At 58.3% G+C, this 18,811-nt stretch carries 13 protein-coding genes; 11 read left to right on the top strand and 2 right to left on the bottom strand.

Features of this window, described 5'->3' with window-relative positions; translation table 11 throughout:
* The first annotated feature begins 445 nt into the window (after positions 1 to 445).
* From WG898_RS17830 to WG898_RS17805, 6 genes are all read left to right on the top strand, one after another.
* A complete protein-coding gene (locus WG898_RS17830) occupies positions 446 to 1,828 on the top strand; it encodes a TIGR03013 family XrtA/PEP-CTERM system glycosyltransferase (protein WP_339604139.1) in 1,383 nt (460 codons plus the stop codon).
* A 148-nt stretch (positions 1,829 to 1,976) separates the two neighbouring features.
* Complete coding sequence (prsK, locus tag WG898_RS17825; RefSeq protein WP_339604138.1) at positions 1,977 to 4,103, top strand: XrtA/PEP-CTERM system histidine kinase PrsK; 2,127 nt, start codon at positions 1,977 to 1,979, stop codon at positions 4,101 to 4,103.
* Entirely contained in the window at positions 4,100 to 5,461 is a 1,362-nt protein-coding gene (prsR, locus tag WG898_RS17820) for a PEP-CTERM-box response regulator transcription factor (RefSeq protein WP_339604137.1), read from the top strand. The genes prsK and prsR overlap by 4 nt, the downstream gene beginning before the upstream one ends.
* 79 nt (positions 5,462 to 5,540) lie before the next feature.
* Positions 5,541 to 8,258 carry an XrtA/PEP-CTERM system TPR-repeat protein PrsT gene (gene prsT / locus WG898_RS17815; RefSeq protein ID WP_339604152.1) on the top strand — a complete coding sequence of 906 codons (2,718 nt, stop codon included), beginning with the start codon at positions 5,541 to 5,543 and terminating at the stop codon, positions 8,256 to 8,258.
* A 37-nt stretch (positions 8,259 to 8,295) separates the two neighbouring features.
* Positions 8,296 to 9,591: a GNAT family N-acetyltransferase gene (locus tag WG898_RS17810; protein WP_339604136.1), complete on the top strand. Its 1,296-nt coding sequence runs from the start codon at positions 8,296 to 8,298 to the stop codon at positions 9,589 to 9,591.
* Positions 9,588 to 10,382, top strand: coding sequence for a S1C family serine protease (locus WG898_RS17805; protein WP_339604135.1), 795 nt, complete (start codon positions 9,588 to 9,590; stop codon positions 10,380 to 10,382). Before WG898_RS17810 ends, WG898_RS17805 begins: the two co-directional genes overlap by 4 nt.
* A gap of 108 nt (positions 10,383 to 10,490) precedes the next feature.
* Here the strand turns inward: WG898_RS17805 and pepA are convergent, their stop codons facing one another.
* The gene (gene pepA, locus WG898_RS17800; protein ID WP_339604134.1) at positions 10,491 to 11,357 is read right to left on the bottom strand and encodes a flocculation-associated PEP-CTERM protein PepA; all 867 of its coding nucleotides are present in this window, start codon (positions 11,355 to 11,357) and stop codon (positions 10,491 to 10,493) included.
* Between the two features lie 159 nt (positions 11,358 to 11,516).
* Positions 11,517 to 12,641, bottom strand: a complete 1,125-nt coding sequence (locus WG898_RS17795) for a nitroreductase family protein (protein ID WP_339604133.1) — start codon at positions 12,639 to 12,641, stop codon at positions 11,517 to 11,519.
* 131 nt (positions 12,642 to 12,772) lie between these two features.
* Between WG898_RS17795 and WG898_RS17790 the strand changes: the two genes are divergently transcribed.
* The 5 genes from WG898_RS17790 to WG898_RS17770 all read left to right on the top strand — a co-directional run bounded on the left by WG898_RS17790 (position 12,773) and on the right by WG898_RS17770 (position 18,810).
* On the top strand, positions 12,773 to 13,651 hold the full coding sequence (locus tag WG898_RS17790) for a ThiF family adenylyltransferase (protein ID WP_339604132.1): 879 nt from the start codon (positions 12,773 to 12,775) through the stop codon (positions 13,649 to 13,651).
* A gap of 390 nt (positions 13,652 to 14,041) precedes the next feature.
* Entirely contained in the window at positions 14,042 to 14,635 is a 594-nt protein-coding gene (locus WG898_RS17785; RefSeq protein ID WP_444718969.1) for an XrtA/PEP-CTERM system exopolysaccharide export protein, read from the top strand.
* Between the two features lie 130 nt (positions 14,636 to 14,765).
* Positions 14,766 to 16,346, top strand: a complete 1,581-nt coding sequence (locus WG898_RS17780; RefSeq protein WP_339604130.1) for an XrtA system polysaccharide chain length determinant — start codon at positions 14,766 to 14,768, stop codon at positions 16,344 to 16,346.
* A 3-nt stretch (positions 16,347 to 16,349) separates the two neighbouring features.
* Entirely contained in the window at positions 16,350 to 17,252 is a 903-nt protein-coding gene (locus tag WG898_RS17775) for an XrtA-associated tyrosine autokinase (RefSeq protein WP_339604129.1), read from the top strand.
* Positions 17,227 to 18,810 (top strand): TIGR03016 family PEP-CTERM system-associated outer membrane protein, encoded by a 1,584-nt coding sequence (locus tag WG898_RS17770; protein WP_339604128.1) that lies wholly within the window; start codon positions 17,227 to 17,229, stop codon positions 18,808 to 18,810. The genes WG898_RS17775 and WG898_RS17770 overlap by 26 nt, the downstream gene beginning before the upstream one ends.
* Position 18,811: the final 1 nt, after the last annotated feature.

Below are 18,811 nucleotides of genomic sequence, written 5' to 3'. Positions count from 1 at the left end.
CTAAACATCAGGATCCGGCTCTTGCCAGAGGCGCCCACTTCGGTGGGCGCCTTTTTGTTTGTGTCATTCCCACAGTGATGGATTGGAAAACCGGAATGGCGTGGAAAACGCACGTGAGAGGTGATGCAGCATGTTCGGCTCGGCTGCGCTTGCTGGTTGAATGCACCTGGTTCAACACGGCGCCTCCAGCGTCGCGGAGCTTCGGAGTGCGGCGGGAAGAAGTTTGTCCCCTGAATTCGTGAAGAACCGCGGTTCAAGCCACTCTCACCCTTCAAACGGGGGGCTTTCAAGAGTGCCTGCTGGAGGCATGATCGCCTCGCAGTACGGTTTGCGCCCTTTCGAAGCAGCTCCTTGGTCGGCGGATTCTGGTAGTCCTCTGACAGGCCGCTAGATTCGGCTTGCTCACCAACCGAACGGTGCTGAAGGCGTGCAATTGGGGACAGGCATGATTCGGATATTTAACCATTACCTGCACAGACAGACTTTGGTCCAGGTCTTCTTTGACCTCGGGCTGATCATCGTTGCCATCTTCTCGGTCGTGCTCAGTCAGGGTGATGGTGCTGGGCAGGTGATTCCGTTCGCTGCGTCACACGGCCTCTCGCTTGCGGGATGCATGTTCGTTATCAACTCGGCGTCCGGTCTGTATCAGCACGCTCACAATCGATCGCTGACCGAGTCATGCGCGCGCGCCCTGCTCGCTTTGTTGATAGGGTTGCCGCTTGCCTATGGGATCTTCAGCCTTGTTCCTGCCAATGCAAGTCACCGCGACCTGCTGATTCTTGCCGCCATGGGGGCAGTGGCTGCGGTAATGGTTCACCGGGTTTATGCCGCGCATCCAATCGGTCAGTCACGTACGCGCAGCAAGATTCTGATCTTCGGCTCGGGTGCTGCGGCCTTGTCGGTCGGCAATACGCTGCGTGCTGCTGATCCGCATGCCCAGGTGGTGGGCTATTTCCCTGGCCCCAATGAGGATCGTTCGGAAGTGCCGCATGGCGAGTTGATCGAATCCAAGGGGAGTCTGACCGATACCGCACTGCATCTCGGTGTGGATGAAATCGTGGTGGCGTTGTCTGAGCGCCGTGGTGGCAGCATGCCTCTGCGCCAGTTGCTGGACTGCAAGCTTTACGGCATCAAGGTGGTGGATATCGCCACTCACTTTGAGAAGACGCTGGCGCAAATCAAGATCAGCCATGTGAATGCGGGTTGGCTGGTGTTTGGTGATGGCTTCAATCAAGGTGCTTTGCGCTCGGCAGTGAAGCGGCTTTTTGACATTCTGTTCTCGTCTGCGATCCTGGTGCTGACCGCCCCCATCATGGCGGTGACGGCAGTGCTGGTGAAGCTTGAGTCCAAAGGCCCCGTGTTCTATCGCCAGGAACGTGTGGGTCAGAATGGTGCGGTGTTTGACGTGGTCAAGTTCCGCAGCATGCGTACCGATGCCGAGAAAGATGGCAAGCCAGTGTGGGCCACGAAGAACGACGATCGTGTGACCAAGGTCGGGCGATTCATTCGCAAGGTGCGCATTGATGAGTTGCCGCAACTGATCAATGTGCTCAAGGGTGAGATGAGCCTCGTTGGGCCTAGGCCTGAGCGTGCCTATTTCGTGGACGAATTGGTTGCCAAGATTCCGTACTACGCTGTTCGCCACAGTGTGAAACCCGGTGTCACCGGTTGGGCGCAAGTGCGTTATGAGTATGGATCCACCATAGAAGACTCGGTGGAGAAGCTCCAGTACGATCTGTACTATGTCAAGAATCACACCCTGTTCCTGGATCTCTTGATCCTGTTGGAGACAGTGGCTGTGGTGTTGACCGGCAAAGGCGCTCGCTGAGTCAGTAGTCCACACTCCATCGTCGTGTGGATCGCTCAACTGGCGTGATCCATTCCCGCTTCATAGCGCTTTGAACGCTAACATGCGTTAGGCATTCCTGAGTACCGGCCGCGCGTTCGACGAAGCGGCTTTTTTGGCTCTACGACGCATGCTTGAACATGGCCTAAATTTGGGGGCAGCATCGGGACTGATTGCTGCCTTGGCCCATCTTGGGCTTGGGCTTTGGGCCCTCTGGTTTCTTGCCAAGCAACCCCTGCATCGCCGCCTATCGTTTGCTTTTGTTTCGGCCCTGCTGCTGACTGCCGCTTGGTCCGGGCTGGATGCTGTCGCACAACAGGGAGTGTGGCCCAAGCGGGACTGGATGCTTGCCGTATTGCTGCCCGCATTGGATGCCCTGCGCTACGGTGCTTGGTTTGCCCTGCTGCTGGGCTTGCTGGCGGGTGGGCACGGGGGAGCGCTTCTCGGGCGTCAGGGCTGGGGTTGGCTGTTGTTCGCCTGCGCCGCAGTGGCCACGCCCTTGGTGCTCGTGCTTGGGCGCCAAATTCTGGCGTTGCCGTATTTCAGCCTGGAGCGTGTCCAAGCCTATGCGGCACTGGCGCTGGCAGTCTATGGGCTGCTGCTTGCAGAGCAGGTGCTGCGTAACGCCTCAAAGGATGCACTCTGGAGTGTCAAGCCCATCTTTCTCGGCCTGGGAGCGATATTTGCCTTTGACCTGTTTGTGTTTTCCCAAGCCGCGTTGTTTGAGGATTTTGATGGCGACGCCCTAACGGTCAGAACAGCGGTGCATGCTGCCGCAGTACCCTTGTTTTGGATGGCCAGTCGCCGAAACCGCCAGTGGACGAGCCGGCTCCATGTGTCTCGTGCCGCGGTGTTTCACTCTGCCACTTTGCTGCTCGTCGGTGGCTATCTCCTGATAGTGTCGGCGGTCGGGTATTACGTGCGCTACACCGGCGGCGAGTGGGGCCGTGCATTGCAACAGGCGCTGGTTGCGGTGGCGGTGGTGGTGTTGCTGTTGATTGGCCTCTCGGGCTCGATGCGCGCAAGGCTGCGTGTGTACATCAGCAAGAACTTCTTCAGCTACCGCTATGACTATCGCGAGGAATGGTTGCGCTTCACCGCGATGCTGGCATCAAGTGGCTCGCCGCATCAATTGGGCGAGTCTGTTGTGCAGGGGCTCGCGAACCTGGTGGAAAGTCCGGCTGGATCGCTCTGGCTAGCTAATGGCAGCGGCGGCACATTCTTCCAGTCGGCACGCTGGAATCTGCCGGAATGCCGTGCAACCGTGGAGGCAGGTTCGTCGTTTGTCCGCTTCCTGCAAGAGCGTGCATGGATAGTTGATCTAGAGGAATGGCGCACCGCGCCTCATCGCTACCAGGATGCGGACGTACCGGCGGTATTGTCGGATGAGCAGCGACACTGGCTCATTGTTCCCTTGTTGACCGCAGGTGAACTGATGGGCTTTGTGGTGCTTGCCAAGCCCCGCACGACGATCGACCTGAATTGGGAGGTGCGGGACTTGCTTAGGACCGCAGGCAGTCAGGCCGCCAGCTATCTGATTCAAATGCAGGCTACTGAGGCCTTGCTGGAAGCGCGCAAGTTCGAGGCCTTCAATCGGATGTCCGCATTTGTCGTGCACGACCTCAAGAACATCGTGACGCAACTGTCGTTGATGCTCAAGAACGCCAAGCGTCTGCGCGATAACCCCGAGTTTCAACAGGACATGTTGGACACCGTCGAGAACTCCTTGGAAAAGATGCGGCAACTGATGCTGCAACTGCGGGAGGGGGGCAAACCGCATGGCGTCGCAGGCGGCGTAGACCTTGTCATGATCGCCAGGAAGCTGGCTGATTCAGCTCAGCGCAAAGGCCGAGTGCTAGAGCTGCGGGTGCCAGAACCGCTGAGTACGCGGGGTCATGAGGATCGCGTCGAGCGCGTTATCGGGCATGTGGTGCAAAACGCGTTCGATGCAACGCCAAGCGACGGGCGCGTTTGGCTGGCACTTAAGCAGTCAGGCAGCCACGCATGCGTCGAAGTCGGCGATACTGGCTGCGGGATGTCTGCTGAGTTCATCGAGAACAGGCTCTTTAAGGCATTTCAAACGACGAAGTCCACCGGGATGGGCATCGGTGCATACGAGAGCTTTCAATACCTGCAGGAACTTGGCGGAAAAATTGAAGTGGAGAGCAAAGTGAATTCGGGTACCAAGGTCACGATATTGCTGCCAATCTTTCATCCCGGGCATGGCGTGGGTCTTGCTATGACCACTGCGCGATGAGTTCGCCCGCGTGTCCAGCCCTGTTGATTGTCGAAGACGATCTTGCGTTGCAAAAGCAACTCAAATGGTCGCTCGACAAATTTGAGTCGGTTTCGGCGCATGACGGAGCAAGTGCGCTGCTGCTGTTTCGCCGGCACACCCCCGCGGTTGTCACCATGGACCTGGGTCTGCCTCCGGATCAGGACTCGGTGAGTGAAGGCTTCAAGTTGCTGGAGCGTCTGCTCGAGTTGGAGCCAATGACGAAGGTCATTGTCTTGACCGGGCAAAACGACCAATCGAACGCTTTGCGTGCCATTCGGATGGGGGCGTACGACTTCCTCGCCAAACCGGTGGATCCGGATGTGCTGTGCCTGACAGTTGAGCGGGCCCAGCGCTTGTACGAACTGCAACAAGAGAACCGCAGACTGCAGATGCAGCAGTCCGATGGGGCGTTGCGCGGACTGCTGACGCGCGACCCTGCCATGTTGAAGATCTGTCGAACGATTGAAAAGGTTGCCAGCAGCAGCGCCACTGTGCTGTTGCTTGGTGAAAGCGGGACTGGCAAGGAGGTGCTTGCGCAAGGGCTGCATGAAGCCTCCGGCCGCAAGGGGCGTTTCGTCGCAATTAACTGCGCGGCCATACCCGACGCCTTGCTTGAGAGTGAGCTATTCGGCTATGAGAAGGGCGCGTTTACGGGCGCCGTAAAAACCACGATTGGCAAGATCGAGACCGCAAATGGCGGCACCTTGATGCTGGACGAAATTGGTGATCTACCAATGCCACTGCAAGCGAAGTTGCTTAGGTTCTTGCAAGAGCGCAGCATTGAACGTTTAGGCGGACGGACTGAAATCGCTGTTGATGTACGCATCGTTGGCGCTACACATCAGAATCTACAGAGCCTGATTGCACAGCAACAGTTTCGCGAAGACTTGTACTATCGCTTGGCCGAAATAGTGGTTGATATCCCGCCGCTCAGGAAGCGCCAGGGTGACGCAGTCCTGCTGACGCACGCTTTCGTCCGGAAATACGCGTCTGAACTCCGACGCGCCGCCCCCAGCCTAACTGACGATGCGGTGCGAGCGATCGAGGCGTACAACTGGCCTGGCAATATCCGGGAACTGCAGAATCTGACACGCCGTGCTTGCATCATGGTGGATGGTGATCGTATTGCGGCTGAAGACCTCAGTTTGAAGTCGGCAGAAGTCCCAGAGGACGAGGCTGGCACGCTTGATTTACGTACGGTGCGCGAATCGGCTGAGCGGCGTGCGGTGATCACGGCCCTGGCGCGTGCTGGCGGGAACATGGTGAAGGCCGCAGAGTTGCTGGGCGTGAGTCGACCCACACTCTATGACCTGATGAGCCGGCTGCAGATCAAATGACGTGTAGATAATCGGGGGTGCGAGCTTGAGAACAAGGAAACTTTCGGCCACGGTGACTGTGGCGGCGCTGAGCTTGTTAGTGCTCTCCGCGTGCAGCGGCAATTCACCGGAAGCCTCCATTGCGAATGCAAAGGCAAGTATTGCAAGAACCGACAGTGCGGCCGCGTTCGTTCAACTGAAGAGTGCGTTGGAGAAGAATCCGAATTTGGCCGAAGCCAGATTCCTGCTCGCGCAGCTGCTGCTGGATGGTGGCGATGCCAAGGGTGGCCTGATTGAACTGGATAAGGCCAAGGAGCTTGGCTATCCAAGCGAGAAGCTGGCAAGCAAATATGCCCAGGCCTTGCTGCTGCAGGGCAAGCCGGATCAGGTGCTTGCGCAATATGGGAAACTGGCACCCGCCACCCCGCAAGATTCCGCTGAATTACAGATTTACCTTAGCAGCGCCTATGCACTGCAAGGCAATTCGGCGCTGGCGCTGAGCACGATAGAGAATGCTCTCAGCATTGACCCCGATAATGTAAAGGTGCAGTTGGCACGTGTGCGATTGCTGGGGTCGTCTGGTGCGCTTGAAGCCGCGTTGTCCGCCCTGTCCGATGTGCAACTGAAGCATCCTGAACTGGCTGACGCTTGGCTTTTGAAGGGGCAGTTGTTGGGAGCCGCAAGCAAGCCCGACGAAGCACTGCAGGCGTTCGACAAGACAATATCGCTGGACAAGAACAACAGGATTGCATATTTTCATGGCATTACGCTGTCGCTTGGGAAGCGGGATCTTGACGGCGCGAAAAAACGGCTGGATGGGTTGGTTGCGCTAGGCGCGAATCACCCTCAGACGCGCCTGCTCGTGACCTCTGTTGCCCTCGCCAGGAAGGACCTGACGGTTGCGAGGGAGAATGTTCAGCAATTGCTGAAATTGGCGCCAGATGATGTGAAGATTCTGTACCTCGCTGGAGTCGTTGAATTTCAGCGTGGTGCCCTGCTTCAGGCTGATAGTTATCTTAGTAAAGCGCTTTCAATACAGCCAGACTCTGAGAAGATTCGAATATTGTTGGCGAAGAACCATACAAGGCGCGGTGAGTTCTCTAAATCGACCGCGGTGCTGAGTCCGTTGCTGGCGAATGCCAAACCGAGCTTTGAAGTCTATTCTGAGGTTGCCGAAGCGTATCTGCAGCAAGGTGATTTGAAAAATGCCGAACTCTACCTGGCTAAGCAGGCAAAGCTAAACCCAGAAGATGCTAGAAGCCGGACGCTGTTGGTGTTGATGCAGATGCCTCGCGGTAATATCGGTCAAGCCCTCGGGGAATTGCAAGCCATATCAGAGGCCAGCGCAAGTACCGCACCGGACATGGCGCTCATCACAAGCTATTTGCGCATGGGTGATGCGGAAAAGGCACTCAAGGCAATTGCTGTGCTAGAGAAGAAGGAACCGAACAAACCGAACGCTGCGAATCTGCGCGGGCGGGTCGAACTTGCACGTGGCAATCTGGAGCAGGCGCGTGCGGCGTTTGAATCGGCGTTGAAAATTGATCCAGTGTATTTTCCGGCTGCCGAGAGTCTCGCGTCGCTTGATCTTGAGGCGAACCAAAGCGATGTGGCGATTGTCCGTTTCAAGAAATTACTAGAAGTGGACCCCAGGAATTTACAGGCCCTCATGGCTGTCGTGCAGATTCAGGAGAAGGCTGGGCTTGGCAAGGACGAGTTGGTTGCGCAGTTGGGTAAGGTGATCAAGCAAGTGCCGGGTGAGGTGCTGCCGCGCCGGGCGCTTGTTAACTTGCTGCTGGAGCGCAAGGACATCAAGGCGGCACTGACCGCTTCGCAGGATGCAATCACAGCGTTCCCGGATGACTCTGATATGCGCATCTTGGATGGAAAGGTGCAGGCTGCTGCAGGCGATGTCAATCAAGCATTGGCCGCAATGAATAAGGCGATCGGCTTGCAGCCAAATTCGCCGGTGCCTTTGCTGGCGCAGGCTGAACTTTATGCCGCTCAGAAAGACTATGCCGCGGCGATGCAGGGCCTTAAGAAGGCGCTGAGTATCAAAGCAGATTACCTTCCCGCGCAAAAAATACTTCTGACGATTCAGTTGGCGACAGGGCGTTTTTCCGAGGCCCGAAGCATGGCCAAGGCGATGCAAGCGGAGCCGGCGACCGCGACCTTGGGGAAAGTGTTCGAAGGTGATGTTGCGGCTGCCCAGAAGAACTGGCCGGAAGCAATCGCAGCGTACCGGAACGTTCTCGACAAGAGTCCGACCTCGGAGTACGTCATTAAACTTCATCGTGTCTTGGCCGCGGCGGGCAAGGCCGGCGAAGCCTTGCAACTGGAAGGCGATTGGCTGAAGCGTCATCCGCAAGACGCCGTCTTCTATCACTATCTCGGAGATGTCGCGCTATTGCGCGCGGATTTTGAGCTGGCCGAACAAAGATTCATGAAGGTGCTGCAGTTGCGGCCCAACCATGTCGTGGCCGCCAACAACTGCGCCTGGTTGCTTATGCGTGCCAAAAAGCCCGGGGCCCTCGACTATGCATTGAAAGCAGTCAAATTGGCGCCGAATCAGCCGCCGCTGCTTGCGACGCTCGGCGAAGTATATGCGGCTGCAGGGGATCTGAATAAGGCGATTGAAACGCAAAAGCGAGCAGTAGCCTTGTCTCCAGATATCGGCGACTTCCGCATGGCGTTGGCAAAATACTTAATCGCGGCCGGTGACAAGAACTCAGCCCGTGAGGAACTCAACAAGTTGCGCGCATTGGGCGACAAGTTCGGTGAGCAGAATGAGGTACGGGGATTGCTGGCAACGCTCTGACCGGTGTGTGGAATGATGGCCTGAATGAAGGATTGTCATGAGTCATATTCGGCGTTCGACGTTGCGGAAGCGGCTCCATCATGCGCTCCGTCGTTTGTTCTCGGGCGTGCCTGCCTCGCTTAGATTTGCGATTTATCGCCTGATGGTTGACTGTGATCCAGCACCCGACAGTCGCCTTGAATTGAAGATCGCCGAGACGCAGGAAGAATTGGAGGCGTGCTTTCGCATACTTCACGATGCCTACGTCGCGAGTGGCTTTATGAAGGCCGATCCTAGTGGCATGCGTATCACGATCTATCATGCGCTCCCAACCACCACCACGCTATGTGCCAAATATGACGGCCGCGTCGTTGGTACGATTTCAATGATTCGCGAAGGTGTTTTTGGCTTTCCATTGCAGTCAGTCTTTGAATTGGGGCATGTGAGGGCAAAGGGTGGGAAGTTAGCTGAAATTTCTGCGCTGGCGGTGCATCCGGACTTCAGAAAAACTGGCGGGGCGATCCTGTTTCCTCTGATGAAGTTCATGCGAGAGTACTGTTCAGAGTATTTTGATACACGGCATCTTGTGATTGCAGTTAATCCTGAAAAAATTGAGCTTTATGAGGCCTTGCTTTTCTTCGATCGCTTGCAGGAAAAGGTTGTCGAGAGTTACGATTTCGCCAATGGCGCACCGGCGGTGGGCGCGACACTGGACTTGAAGTATGCTGCAGAACTGTTTAAGGCGGGCTATAAGGGACGTCCGACGCATAAGAACCTGTACAAGTATTTCTTCAGGTTGAAGCTCCCAAACATCAGGATTCCGCAGCGCCGCTACTTCACCACCAACGATCCGGTGATGACGCCGGAACTGCTGGACTACTTCTTCAACAAGAAGAGTCAGGTTTTTGACAACCTGGACGATCGGCGTAAAGCGCTGCTCTGGTCGATCTATACGATGGTGGAATATCGGGCTGTGCTGCCAATGCTTGCCGGGCCCAGCTTGCCGGGTCACCCGATGCGGCAGCACCAGCGCTATTCGATCAATTGCCCTGGCGAGGTCCGATTTGGACTACCAGATGGTGAGCAAGCTTATGTGTTCAATGTGATCGAAGTATCGCTGCACGGTTTTCAGGCAGAGTCCAGCCTTGAGCTTCCTCTTCAGGCTGAAGGTGTTGCCGCGATTGAATTGGGCAAGGGCGAGCTTTCGCAGGTCACAGTGTGTGTGATGCGTCGGCGCGATACCGAATCTGGAACGTTTTTTTATGGCTTCAAGTTGGAAGAACCTGACGCGGTGTGGCGCCGGTGTGTTGCGGCGCTGGAGGTCGGGCATACCTCTGGCGACCTGATGCAATGATCGCGCCCATGCACGTCCGGCGGCGAGCCATTAGCGCGCTTATGGTGCTATCGGCATGCTATTCCGGGGCTGGTGCTGAGGATTTGCCGGCGCTGATCGAACAGAGCAAGCCGTCGCTCCTGCTCATAGGTACCTTCGCCGACACCGACAACCCACGTTTTACGTTCAGAGGTACGGGCTTCGTCGTTGGGGACGGGCGTCTCGCCATCACAAATGCACATGTGTTGCCGCCGGACGGAGAGATGGTTGTGGCAAATCGTCGCCTTGTGATCCAGTCGCGCGATGCTGGCAGCGGTGTCTGGCGTATGCGTGGAGCCAAGGTCGTGGGGTCGGATGCGACGCATGATCTGGTGCTGCTTCGCTTCGATGGCGCGGAGATGCCTGCCCTCAGATTGGCACCCGAGGGGCGCGTGCGCGAAGGCGGGGCCATCGCGCTGATGGGTTTTCCGCTCGGGGGCGCATTGGGCTTTTCCCCGGTGACGCATCGAGGGATTGTTTCTGCAATCACCGCGATAGCCTTGCCTCCTCCGACTGCCCGCACGCTCAATCCGCAAGCAATTCGGCAATTCAGGGATGGGGTTTTCGATATTATTCAACTTGACGCCACGGCATATCCGGGCAACAGTGGCGGGCCAGTGTTTAGTATCGATTCCGGCGAAGTGCTTGGCGTCGTCAATATGGTGCTTGTCAAGGGGCGAAAGGAAACCGCCTTGAGCAGCCCATCGGGCATCAGTTACGCGATTCCTGCACATTTCGCCCGCCAACTGATTGACGCGGAACGAAAGGATTGACCGGCGATGTCTCGTGTCGGTAGAGCGAAATAGAAAGAGGCCGCTTTCGCGGCCTCTCTTTATTGCTGACGAATTCGAGAGGGCCTCATCGCAAGAGGCCCACTAACATTACGCGCGCGTGGTGCGACGGCGTGCAACACCGGCGCCCAGCAGAGCCAAGCCGACCAACGCCAGGGAAGCGGGTTCCGGCACAGTTGCCAGCTTGAATTGACCGTTATTGCCAATCCAGAGCAGGCCAGGATTGGTAGCGGGGTTCCAGCCAGCGCCAGTCGCGCAATTTACGCCCACCGGCGTCAGACCGGCAAAGTCGCATGCGTATTCCTTAACATTCGACGCAGTCGGTACTTGCAGGGGATTTGCGTCCGTGAATGCGAAGGACAGGATGTCTTGCGTGCTCAGATCGCCACCAGTCGGATTGAACCAGTATCCGGCCGTCAGATCACCCGCCACTGCGCTCATGTTCACGATCACCTTGCCGTTTCCGGTCGGGTTGCCGGTACCATCCACCAGGCCGCCGCCGCCAGCCAAGACGTTGAAGCTACCAATCTTGGTGCCATCATTGGAACCATTGATGAGCGTGCTGCTGGCACTCAGCAGGCCGAAATTGTTGGCGGTGTCCGAGTAGATATCCATCTTCCCCGAGGCAAAGGTGAAGTTGCCGCTGAAGGTGCCGGTACCGGATGCCTCGAAAATCGCCGTGATGTAGTTGGGCGTCGGCAGGGGAACGCCGCCGTCGTACTGCGTCACGCTGAACGTCGCGTATTCCTTGAAGCTGAAGGTCCCGCCGCCCGTGGGCGTCAGCACGATCAGTGCGCGGCCGCTAAAGTCAAGATTCTCATTGATGATGGTGGCGGTGGCAAAGCCGGTGCCGTTGGGGTTGAAGCCCCAGTCGTTGACGATCGAAGCTGCCTGAGCAGTGCCAGCGAGCGCCATTGCTGCGCCTGCGATGCAGGCCATTTTCTTGATCAGTTTCATGTTGACTCTCTTGCGGTTGCCGCCGGGATTGGCTTGCCCTTGTTATGCAATGTTGGTGCCAGTGATGAAATTGTGAATTAAATCAATAAGTTGGAGATGTGTTGCGCTGCCGGAGGTCGGCGAATGTAAAGAATTTCGACATGGCTGAATTGTCGCAAGCTAGTGCTGCCCAGGCTTGGCCGTCGATGCACGGGTATCTGACGCACCAAGATCGCTCATCAGCAGTTCGCTCAGTGGCTTGCGAATGGACCGGGCCCGGGCTGGTCTCCCGGCGCCTATGCGGCCCATGAAAACCGCAAGGTGCGCGGTGCTTGCGCCGATCGTCCGGTCAAGACTTGCGCCGACCTCGGCTGCTTTGTCGCTCATACCAGGGACCTTGGAGAAGGTCCGCTGTTCGCGCGCATAGCGTGCAAAGACCAGTGGCGTGACCTCGGGTTGCAGCTGCAGCCCCAGACTCGTGGCAGTCAGCCAGAATCGCTGTACCGTACGCCCGGCCTCTATGTAGTCGTCGATATCCTTGGGTACGGCTTTGGCGCAAATGACGAAGTGTGCTGCGCACGCAAGGCTTGGCAGCAGGTCTAGTTGAATTCTTGGGGCCCAGGTGCCAGCGAGGTAGCGATTGAAGAACTCCACGCGTTTCCAGTCGTGCATCACAAACTGCATCAATCGCGTGGTGCCTGGGTCTGTGCCGAGCGCTTGATCGGGTACGCGGTCGCGGCTGAATTGGGCGTTCCATTCGATGATGTCGCGATGCACTTCGTAAGCTTCGGGCATCGTGAGCCGCAACTTGGCTGAATGAAACATGAGCAAGGCAGCCTGCAAGCGCCTGCGCGGTCCTTCTAGCCAGATCACATCATGCTTGGGCCCCGCAGCCGTGTTCAGCGCTTGGCGCTCACCGTCCGTAAGAGTCCGCATACTCAGAGGGCGTCGCTGTACGCTGCGCCGCTCAATGCTGTCGCACAGCGGACTGGTGACGACGCTTGGGTCGCTGTAGAAATGCAGGTCGAATACTGGGTTGGTCACAGGCGAGTCGGCTCTGCGGCAGGCCTGTACCCGCAGGCCGTGTTTGCTTGCTGCAATCGAGGTGGTCTCCAGCAATGCGCCGATGGAAATTTGGCTCGGGTGGCCATCCAGGTCATAGACGCAATGCTCGCGCGTATCAAAACCATGCACCACGACATGACGAGAGTCGACTATCTGAAAACGCCAAGGCTGGGTGTTGTCGCCGCTGGGGGCCCAGCGCGCCAAGTCAAGAATTTGCCTGAGCGTGTCGTTCGATGTCATATAAAAATCTTACGCAATGCAATAGGCGTTGGGCAGGCCAGCGCAGGGAAGTGGCAGATTTCGAAAGGCGCCCTTGGGGCGTGGCATGATAGTTCCTTCTTGGCATTGAAGTGCGAATTGGAGGCATGCCCGTGGCAACTGCATCCTTGTTTGACTACAACCGCGCTTTCTCGCGGAACATTGGTTGGGTGACGCGCGACGAGCAGCAAGTCCTGCGGCGAACGAGAGTCGCAATTGCAGGCCTTGGGGGCGTCGGCGGTACCCACGCCTTGACGTTGGCGCGCTTGGGTGTCGGCAAGTTCTGCATAGCGGACTTCGACTCGTTTGAAGTGCATAACTTCAATCGTCAGGTGGGCGCTTCTATGGCCACGCTTGGTCAGCCAAAGGCGGAAGTGCTGGCGCGCATGGTGCTGGAGATCAATCCGGAAGCGGATGTGCGGGTTTTCAAGGAAGGCGTGACGCCCGAGAATATTGGCGAATTCCTGCGGGACGTCGATGTCTATGTGGATGGCATCGATTTTTTTGCGATGGAAGCGCGTCGGCTGCTCTTCAATGCTTGCGAGCGCTTGGAGATTCCTGCATTGACGGCTGCGCCGCTGGGTATGGGTGTGTCATTCCTATACTTCAAGCCTGGCGCTATGCGCTTCGAGGACTATTTCCGCTTCGAAGGCGCTTCTGTACAGGAGCAATATGCACGCTTCATCGCGGGGTTGTCGCCGGCCATGCTTCAACGCGCCTATATGGTGGTCCCTGATGCCGTCAATTTCGCGCAGCGGCAGGGGCCATCGACCATGATGGCTTGTGAACTGTGCGCTGGGGTCATGGCGACCTCCGTGTTGAAGCTTGTCCTGAAACGTGGGAATCTGCGCGCGGCGCCATGGGCCATGCAGTTCGACGCCTATCGGCAGCAACTCAGGTTTACCTGGCGTCCGCTTGGGAACGCCAATCCGTTGCAACGACTGATGTTGATGTTCATCCGACCGATACTGCGGGGGCAAATGGAACGATGAAGTCGTGGGGTTGCTTGGCGCCCAGCATTTGATCGGGCCCCTTGCTTCGTTCAACCGTTGCGTCGGTGGTTCTGTACGCCTACTCGCGGGATTCCACAAAAGGGACGAGCTGGGGTTGAATTGCGGCGCGCCGGCAAGTGCCAATCCGCGTCGTGTTGCTTGCGTGCGGAACATCACATGGCTGGCAAGGTGTGGCAGCAAGTACTTGGCGAAGTTGCCGATACTGCTAGCTACGGTGCAGACCCCTTTCCCTGTTGCATGTGCGGGGAGGTCATTTGCGTGCGCATCCGTCGCGATGTGCCATGATCGTGCAGGCGCTGAAACAGTTCGTAGAGAGGATGTGACGTGAAGCAAAAAAGCAAGTTGGTTGGTGCTATTTATCGGGTTGCGCTGCTTGGTTCAGTGGCGCTGGCGTTGGGCGGCTGCGCTGGCCTCGGGGCGCCCAAGTACCCGGCAGCGCCGGCCGGTGTTGCTGCGCAGGACTACAGCTACATCGTTGGCGCGGGTGATAGCCTCAACATCATCGTCTGGCGCAATCCGGAGTTGTCGATGGCGGTGCCAGTGCGGCCTGACGGCAAGATCGCAACGCCACTGATCGATGAACTGGTGGCGCAGGGGAAGAACTCTGTTGAAATTGCGCGCGACATCGAGAAGCAATTGTCCAAGTACGTGCGCGATCCCGTGGTTACCGTGATCGTGACTGGCTTTGTCGGCCCTTACAGCGAGCAAATCCGTGTCGTGGGCGAGGCCGCAAAGCCGCAGTTCCTTCCGTACAAGCAAAAGATGACGCTGCTCGATGTCATGATCGCCGTGGGTGGGTTGACCGACTTCGCGGCGGGCAATGACGCGAGCATTCTTCGCTCATCGGAAGGCAACAAGCAGTATTCGGTGCGACTGAAGGATTTGATCAAGCGTGGCGACGTTTCGGCCAATGTGGAGATGCGTCCTGGCGACATATTGATCGTGCCGCAAAGCCTGTTTTGAGTGGCCGAGCCCTGGCTGGGGCTTTGCTGGTTTTTTGTCCCCGGAAGTCGGCTGATGCCTGTTGCGTCCCCATTGGGTGCGCGAGTCGGTCGGTGGCTCCGGTTCCCCATCCTTACCAAGTGTTGTTCCGATGGACTTATTGATAGCCCAGCTACTTTCCATTGCAAAGCGCATGTGGAAGTACCGTTGGTATGGTGTGGTGGTGGCGTGGCTGGTTGGTGTCGTGTCGGCCGTTGTTGTGCTCTTGATGCCCGATCGCTTTGAGGCCAGCGCGCGGATCTATGTGGATACGCAGTCGATCCTGAAGCCGTTGATGTCGGGCCTGGCTGTGCAGCCCAATGTCGAGCAGCAAGTTGTGATGCTGAGTCGCACGCTGATCAGCCGGCCCAACGTCGAGAAGCTCGTTCGCATGGCTGACTTGGATCTGAAGAGTCAATCCAAATCGGAGCAGGAGGCAACCATCGATCGGGTCACCAAGGCGCTGTCGATACAGAGCACCGCGCGCGACAATCTTTATACGCTTGCCTACCGTGACAAGGATCCTGAAACGGCCAAACGGGTGGTGCAGTCCTTTGTATCGATCTTTGTTGAGTCGAGTCTTGGCGCAAGCCGCAAGGACACCGCCACAGCGGCGACCTTCATTAACGAGCAGATCAAGAACTACGAAGCCAAGCTTGAGGAAGCGGAGGGGCGGTTGAAGGCGTTCCGGCTGCGCAACATCGAGCTGACTGCTGCTGATGGCAAGGACTCGGCAGGGCGCTTGAGCGAGATGTCGGCACAGTTGGATCGTGCCCGGCTTGAGTTGCGTGAGGCGGAAAACGCTCGGGATGCTGCAGAACAGCAGATCGAGGGCGAGCGATCGAAAGGCAGCAACTCCACCACGCAGAGCTTGTTGCAAGAGTCGGCATTGAGTGTGGCTACCCCGGAAATTGATGCGCGTATTGAGGCGCAGAAACGCAACCTTGATGCCTTGTTGCAGCGCTACACGGACGTCCATCCCGATGTTCTCAGTGTTCGCAAACTGATCAAGGATCTTGAGGAACAGAAGCGCAAGGAAGTTGCAGAGCTGCGCAAGGCGGGTATGGCGGCGCCTTCAACCTCCGGCACGGGTAGCAGCCTTGCGCAACAGGAATTGATGCGCATGTTGGCAGCAAGCAAGGTGCAGGTGGCGGCGCTGCGTGCTCGGGTACAGGAGTACGCCAGCCGCTATGCCGCTGCCCTGAACGCCATGAAGACCTCGCCGCAGCTTGAGGCTGAGGCCGCCCAGTTGAACCGTGATTACGCGATTCACAAGAAGAACTACGAGGACTTGGTATCGCGTCGCGAATCTGCCGCAATATCCGGTGAGCTCGATGTGGCCAGCGGCGTGGCTGACTTCCGCTTGATCGATCCGCCGCGCGCGTCGGACAAGCCCGTTGCGCCCAATCGCATCCTGTTGCTGGCTGGGGCCTTGCTTGTGTCCTTGGCGGCGGGGGTGTTTACATGTTTTGTGGCATGCCAACTGCGCCCGGTGTTTCATGATGCGGCAGAGCTGCACAGCCGCAGTGGTCTACCGATACTGGGGGTCGTCTCCAGCCTGGTGACACCAGGAGAAAAGCGTCGTGATCGTGTTGACTTGGTGCGTTTTGGCGCCGCCACCTTGGGGTTGGTCGGGGCCTTTGCAGTAGGCATGGCAGTGATGGCGATTATGTTGGCCAAGCAGGTGGGATAAGCGATGAGTAGCCTTATTGAACAAGCCGCGCAGCGCCTGGAGCAGCTGCGTCAGGCTGGCGCGAATGTTCCCGAACTTGAGCCGCAGGCGGTTGAACCCGTGGCGGATCCTGTCCGGGTGGCTACAGAAAGCCAGGCGCTGTCACGGCGCGTTGATCTCGATCTGGACATGCTTTTGGCGCAGGGGCTGTTGACGCCCAATGCGCCGCGTTCCATGCTCGCCGATCAATACCGCGTCATCAAGCGTCCGTTGATCAAGAACGCCATGGGCAAGGGTGCGGAGACCATCAACCATGCCAATCTGATCATGGTGACCAGTGCACTGCCGGGCGAAGGCAAGAGCTTCACCTCGCTGAATCTCGCCATGAGCATTGCTGCGGAAATGGACAACACCGTGATGCTGGTGGATGCCGACGTCGCGCGCCCCTCGGTGCTGCGCATGCTGGGCTTGCCGCCCGGGCCCGGCCTGCTGGACATCCTTGAGGAACGCGCCTCAATCTCCGACGTCCTGCTGCGCACCAATATCGACAAGCTGACGGTCTTACCTAGCGGCACACCGCATCCAAGGGCGACCGAGTTGCTCGCCAGCGATGCCATGACCGCGTTGCTGAACGACATGGCCGAGCGGTATTCGGACCGGATCATTATTTTCGATTCGCCGCCGCTCTTGCTTACCACTGAGTCGCGCGTGCTGGCCTCACACATGGGGCAGATCGTGATCGTCGTGCATGCCGACAAGACCCTGCAAAGCGCCGTGCAGCAGGCCTTGTCCACGATAGATACCTGCCCGCTCAAGCTGATGATACTGAACCATGCCCGTGGCAATGCGTCGACAGGCTACGGCTATGGCTATGGCTACGGCTACGGCTACGGATACACCCATGACGATGCAGCCAAGGCCGCTTGAATTGCTGCAGTTGACGAGGGCGGCTCCATCCAGTGCTGCAAGTGCGGGCGGCGTTTGGCTGTTGTGCCTGGGGCTGCTGGCGGGCGGCTGTGCGATTGCCCAGACCGAAGCGTCAGGCCCGGCTCGTTCGGGCATGAGGGTTGAGCCGCGCCTGTCGGTCTCGGAGATGTATACAGACAACCTGCTGCTGGACGACGCGCTCAGGGATCGGGCCCTTGTCACGACACTGGCCCCCGGTGTCAGCGTGGCGATGAACTCGGCGCGTACGCGCCTGGTGCTTGATTACAGTCTGAATGGTCTGCTCTACACCAAGACCGAGCGCAAGAACCGCACTCAGAATGCACTCTCCGCTAATGCGAGCGTCACCCTGGTGGACGATTGGCTGAGCGTGGACACGCGTGCCCAAGTCGGGCAGCAAGCCCTGTCCGCCTTCGGCGCAGTGGGGAGCAACAATGCGCTCGTGAACCAGAATCAGGCCGAGACCGCGACGGCCAGCGTCACGCCCATCATGCGGGGGCAGTTGCTCGGGCTGCTGCGCTACGACCTGCGCGGCACCGTGAGCGAGACCCGCACCAGGAACAATCTGGTGGGCGATGGCAGCGGCCGCAGCGCGTCGCTGCGTGTCGACAGCCTTGCCGCAGCAGGTAGCCCTCTGAGCTGGTATCTGAGCTCACAGGTCCAGCGCAACACCATCAAGTTGGGCCGCAGCAATCAGACTTCCAACCAGACCGCCGGGCTGCGCTGGCATCCCGACGTCGATTGGACGCTGGGTGCCCTGGTCGGCGCCGAGCGCAGCGACCTGGGCTCGGTGCGCCAGACTGCCGGCACCACGTACGGCGCAGATCTGTCCTGGCTGCCAACGCCGCGCACCAACGTGCTGCTCAACTGGCAGCACCATGTGTATGGCGACAGCCATAGCCTGAGCTTCGATCACCGCATGGCACGTTCCGCGTTCCGCTTGAGCGACACCACCAGCGCCAGCGCGGGCGGTGTGATCGGGGCGGGCGGGCAATTGACCAACTACGAGTTGCTATTCCAGCAGTTCGCCAGCATCCAGCCCGACCCGGTCAAGCGCGACGAACTGGTCAAGGCCTTCCTGCAGGCCAATGGGCTCGCCGCGGATGCCTTTGTTGGCAGCGGTTTTGTGAGCAACGCCGCAACACGCTCGCGGCGCCAGGAGGCATCGTTCTCCTGGACCGGCATACGCACGTCGCTGATTGCGTCGGTCAACCAGAGCCGCTCGGTCCGTTTGGGCCCACAGCCTGGGCAGCCTGACGATCTGGTGAGCAGTGGACTCATCAAGCAGCAAGGCGCGTCGCTCAGCCTCAGCCATCGGCTGGCGGCTCAGGCTTCTGCCTCGCTGACGGCCAGCTACCTGCGCACGCGTGGCGACTTGGCAAGCCAGAGCACCAGCCTGAAGTCGCTCATGGCAAATTGGAATGCGCGGCTGGGCCATAGACTGACCGGCCAGCTAGGCTTGCGGCGTGCGCAGTTCTACAGCCTTAGCAAACCCTACCGGGAGAACGCCTTGTTCGTCACCTTGGTCCAGCAGTTCTAGA

Source organism: Paucibacter soli (assembly GCF_037482845.1).
GTDB classification, from domain to species: domain Bacteria; phylum Pseudomonadota; class Gammaproteobacteria; order Burkholderiales; family Burkholderiaceae_C; genus Paucibacter_B; species Paucibacter_B soli.
This window is presented reverse-complemented; position numbering and strand designations above follow the sequence as displayed.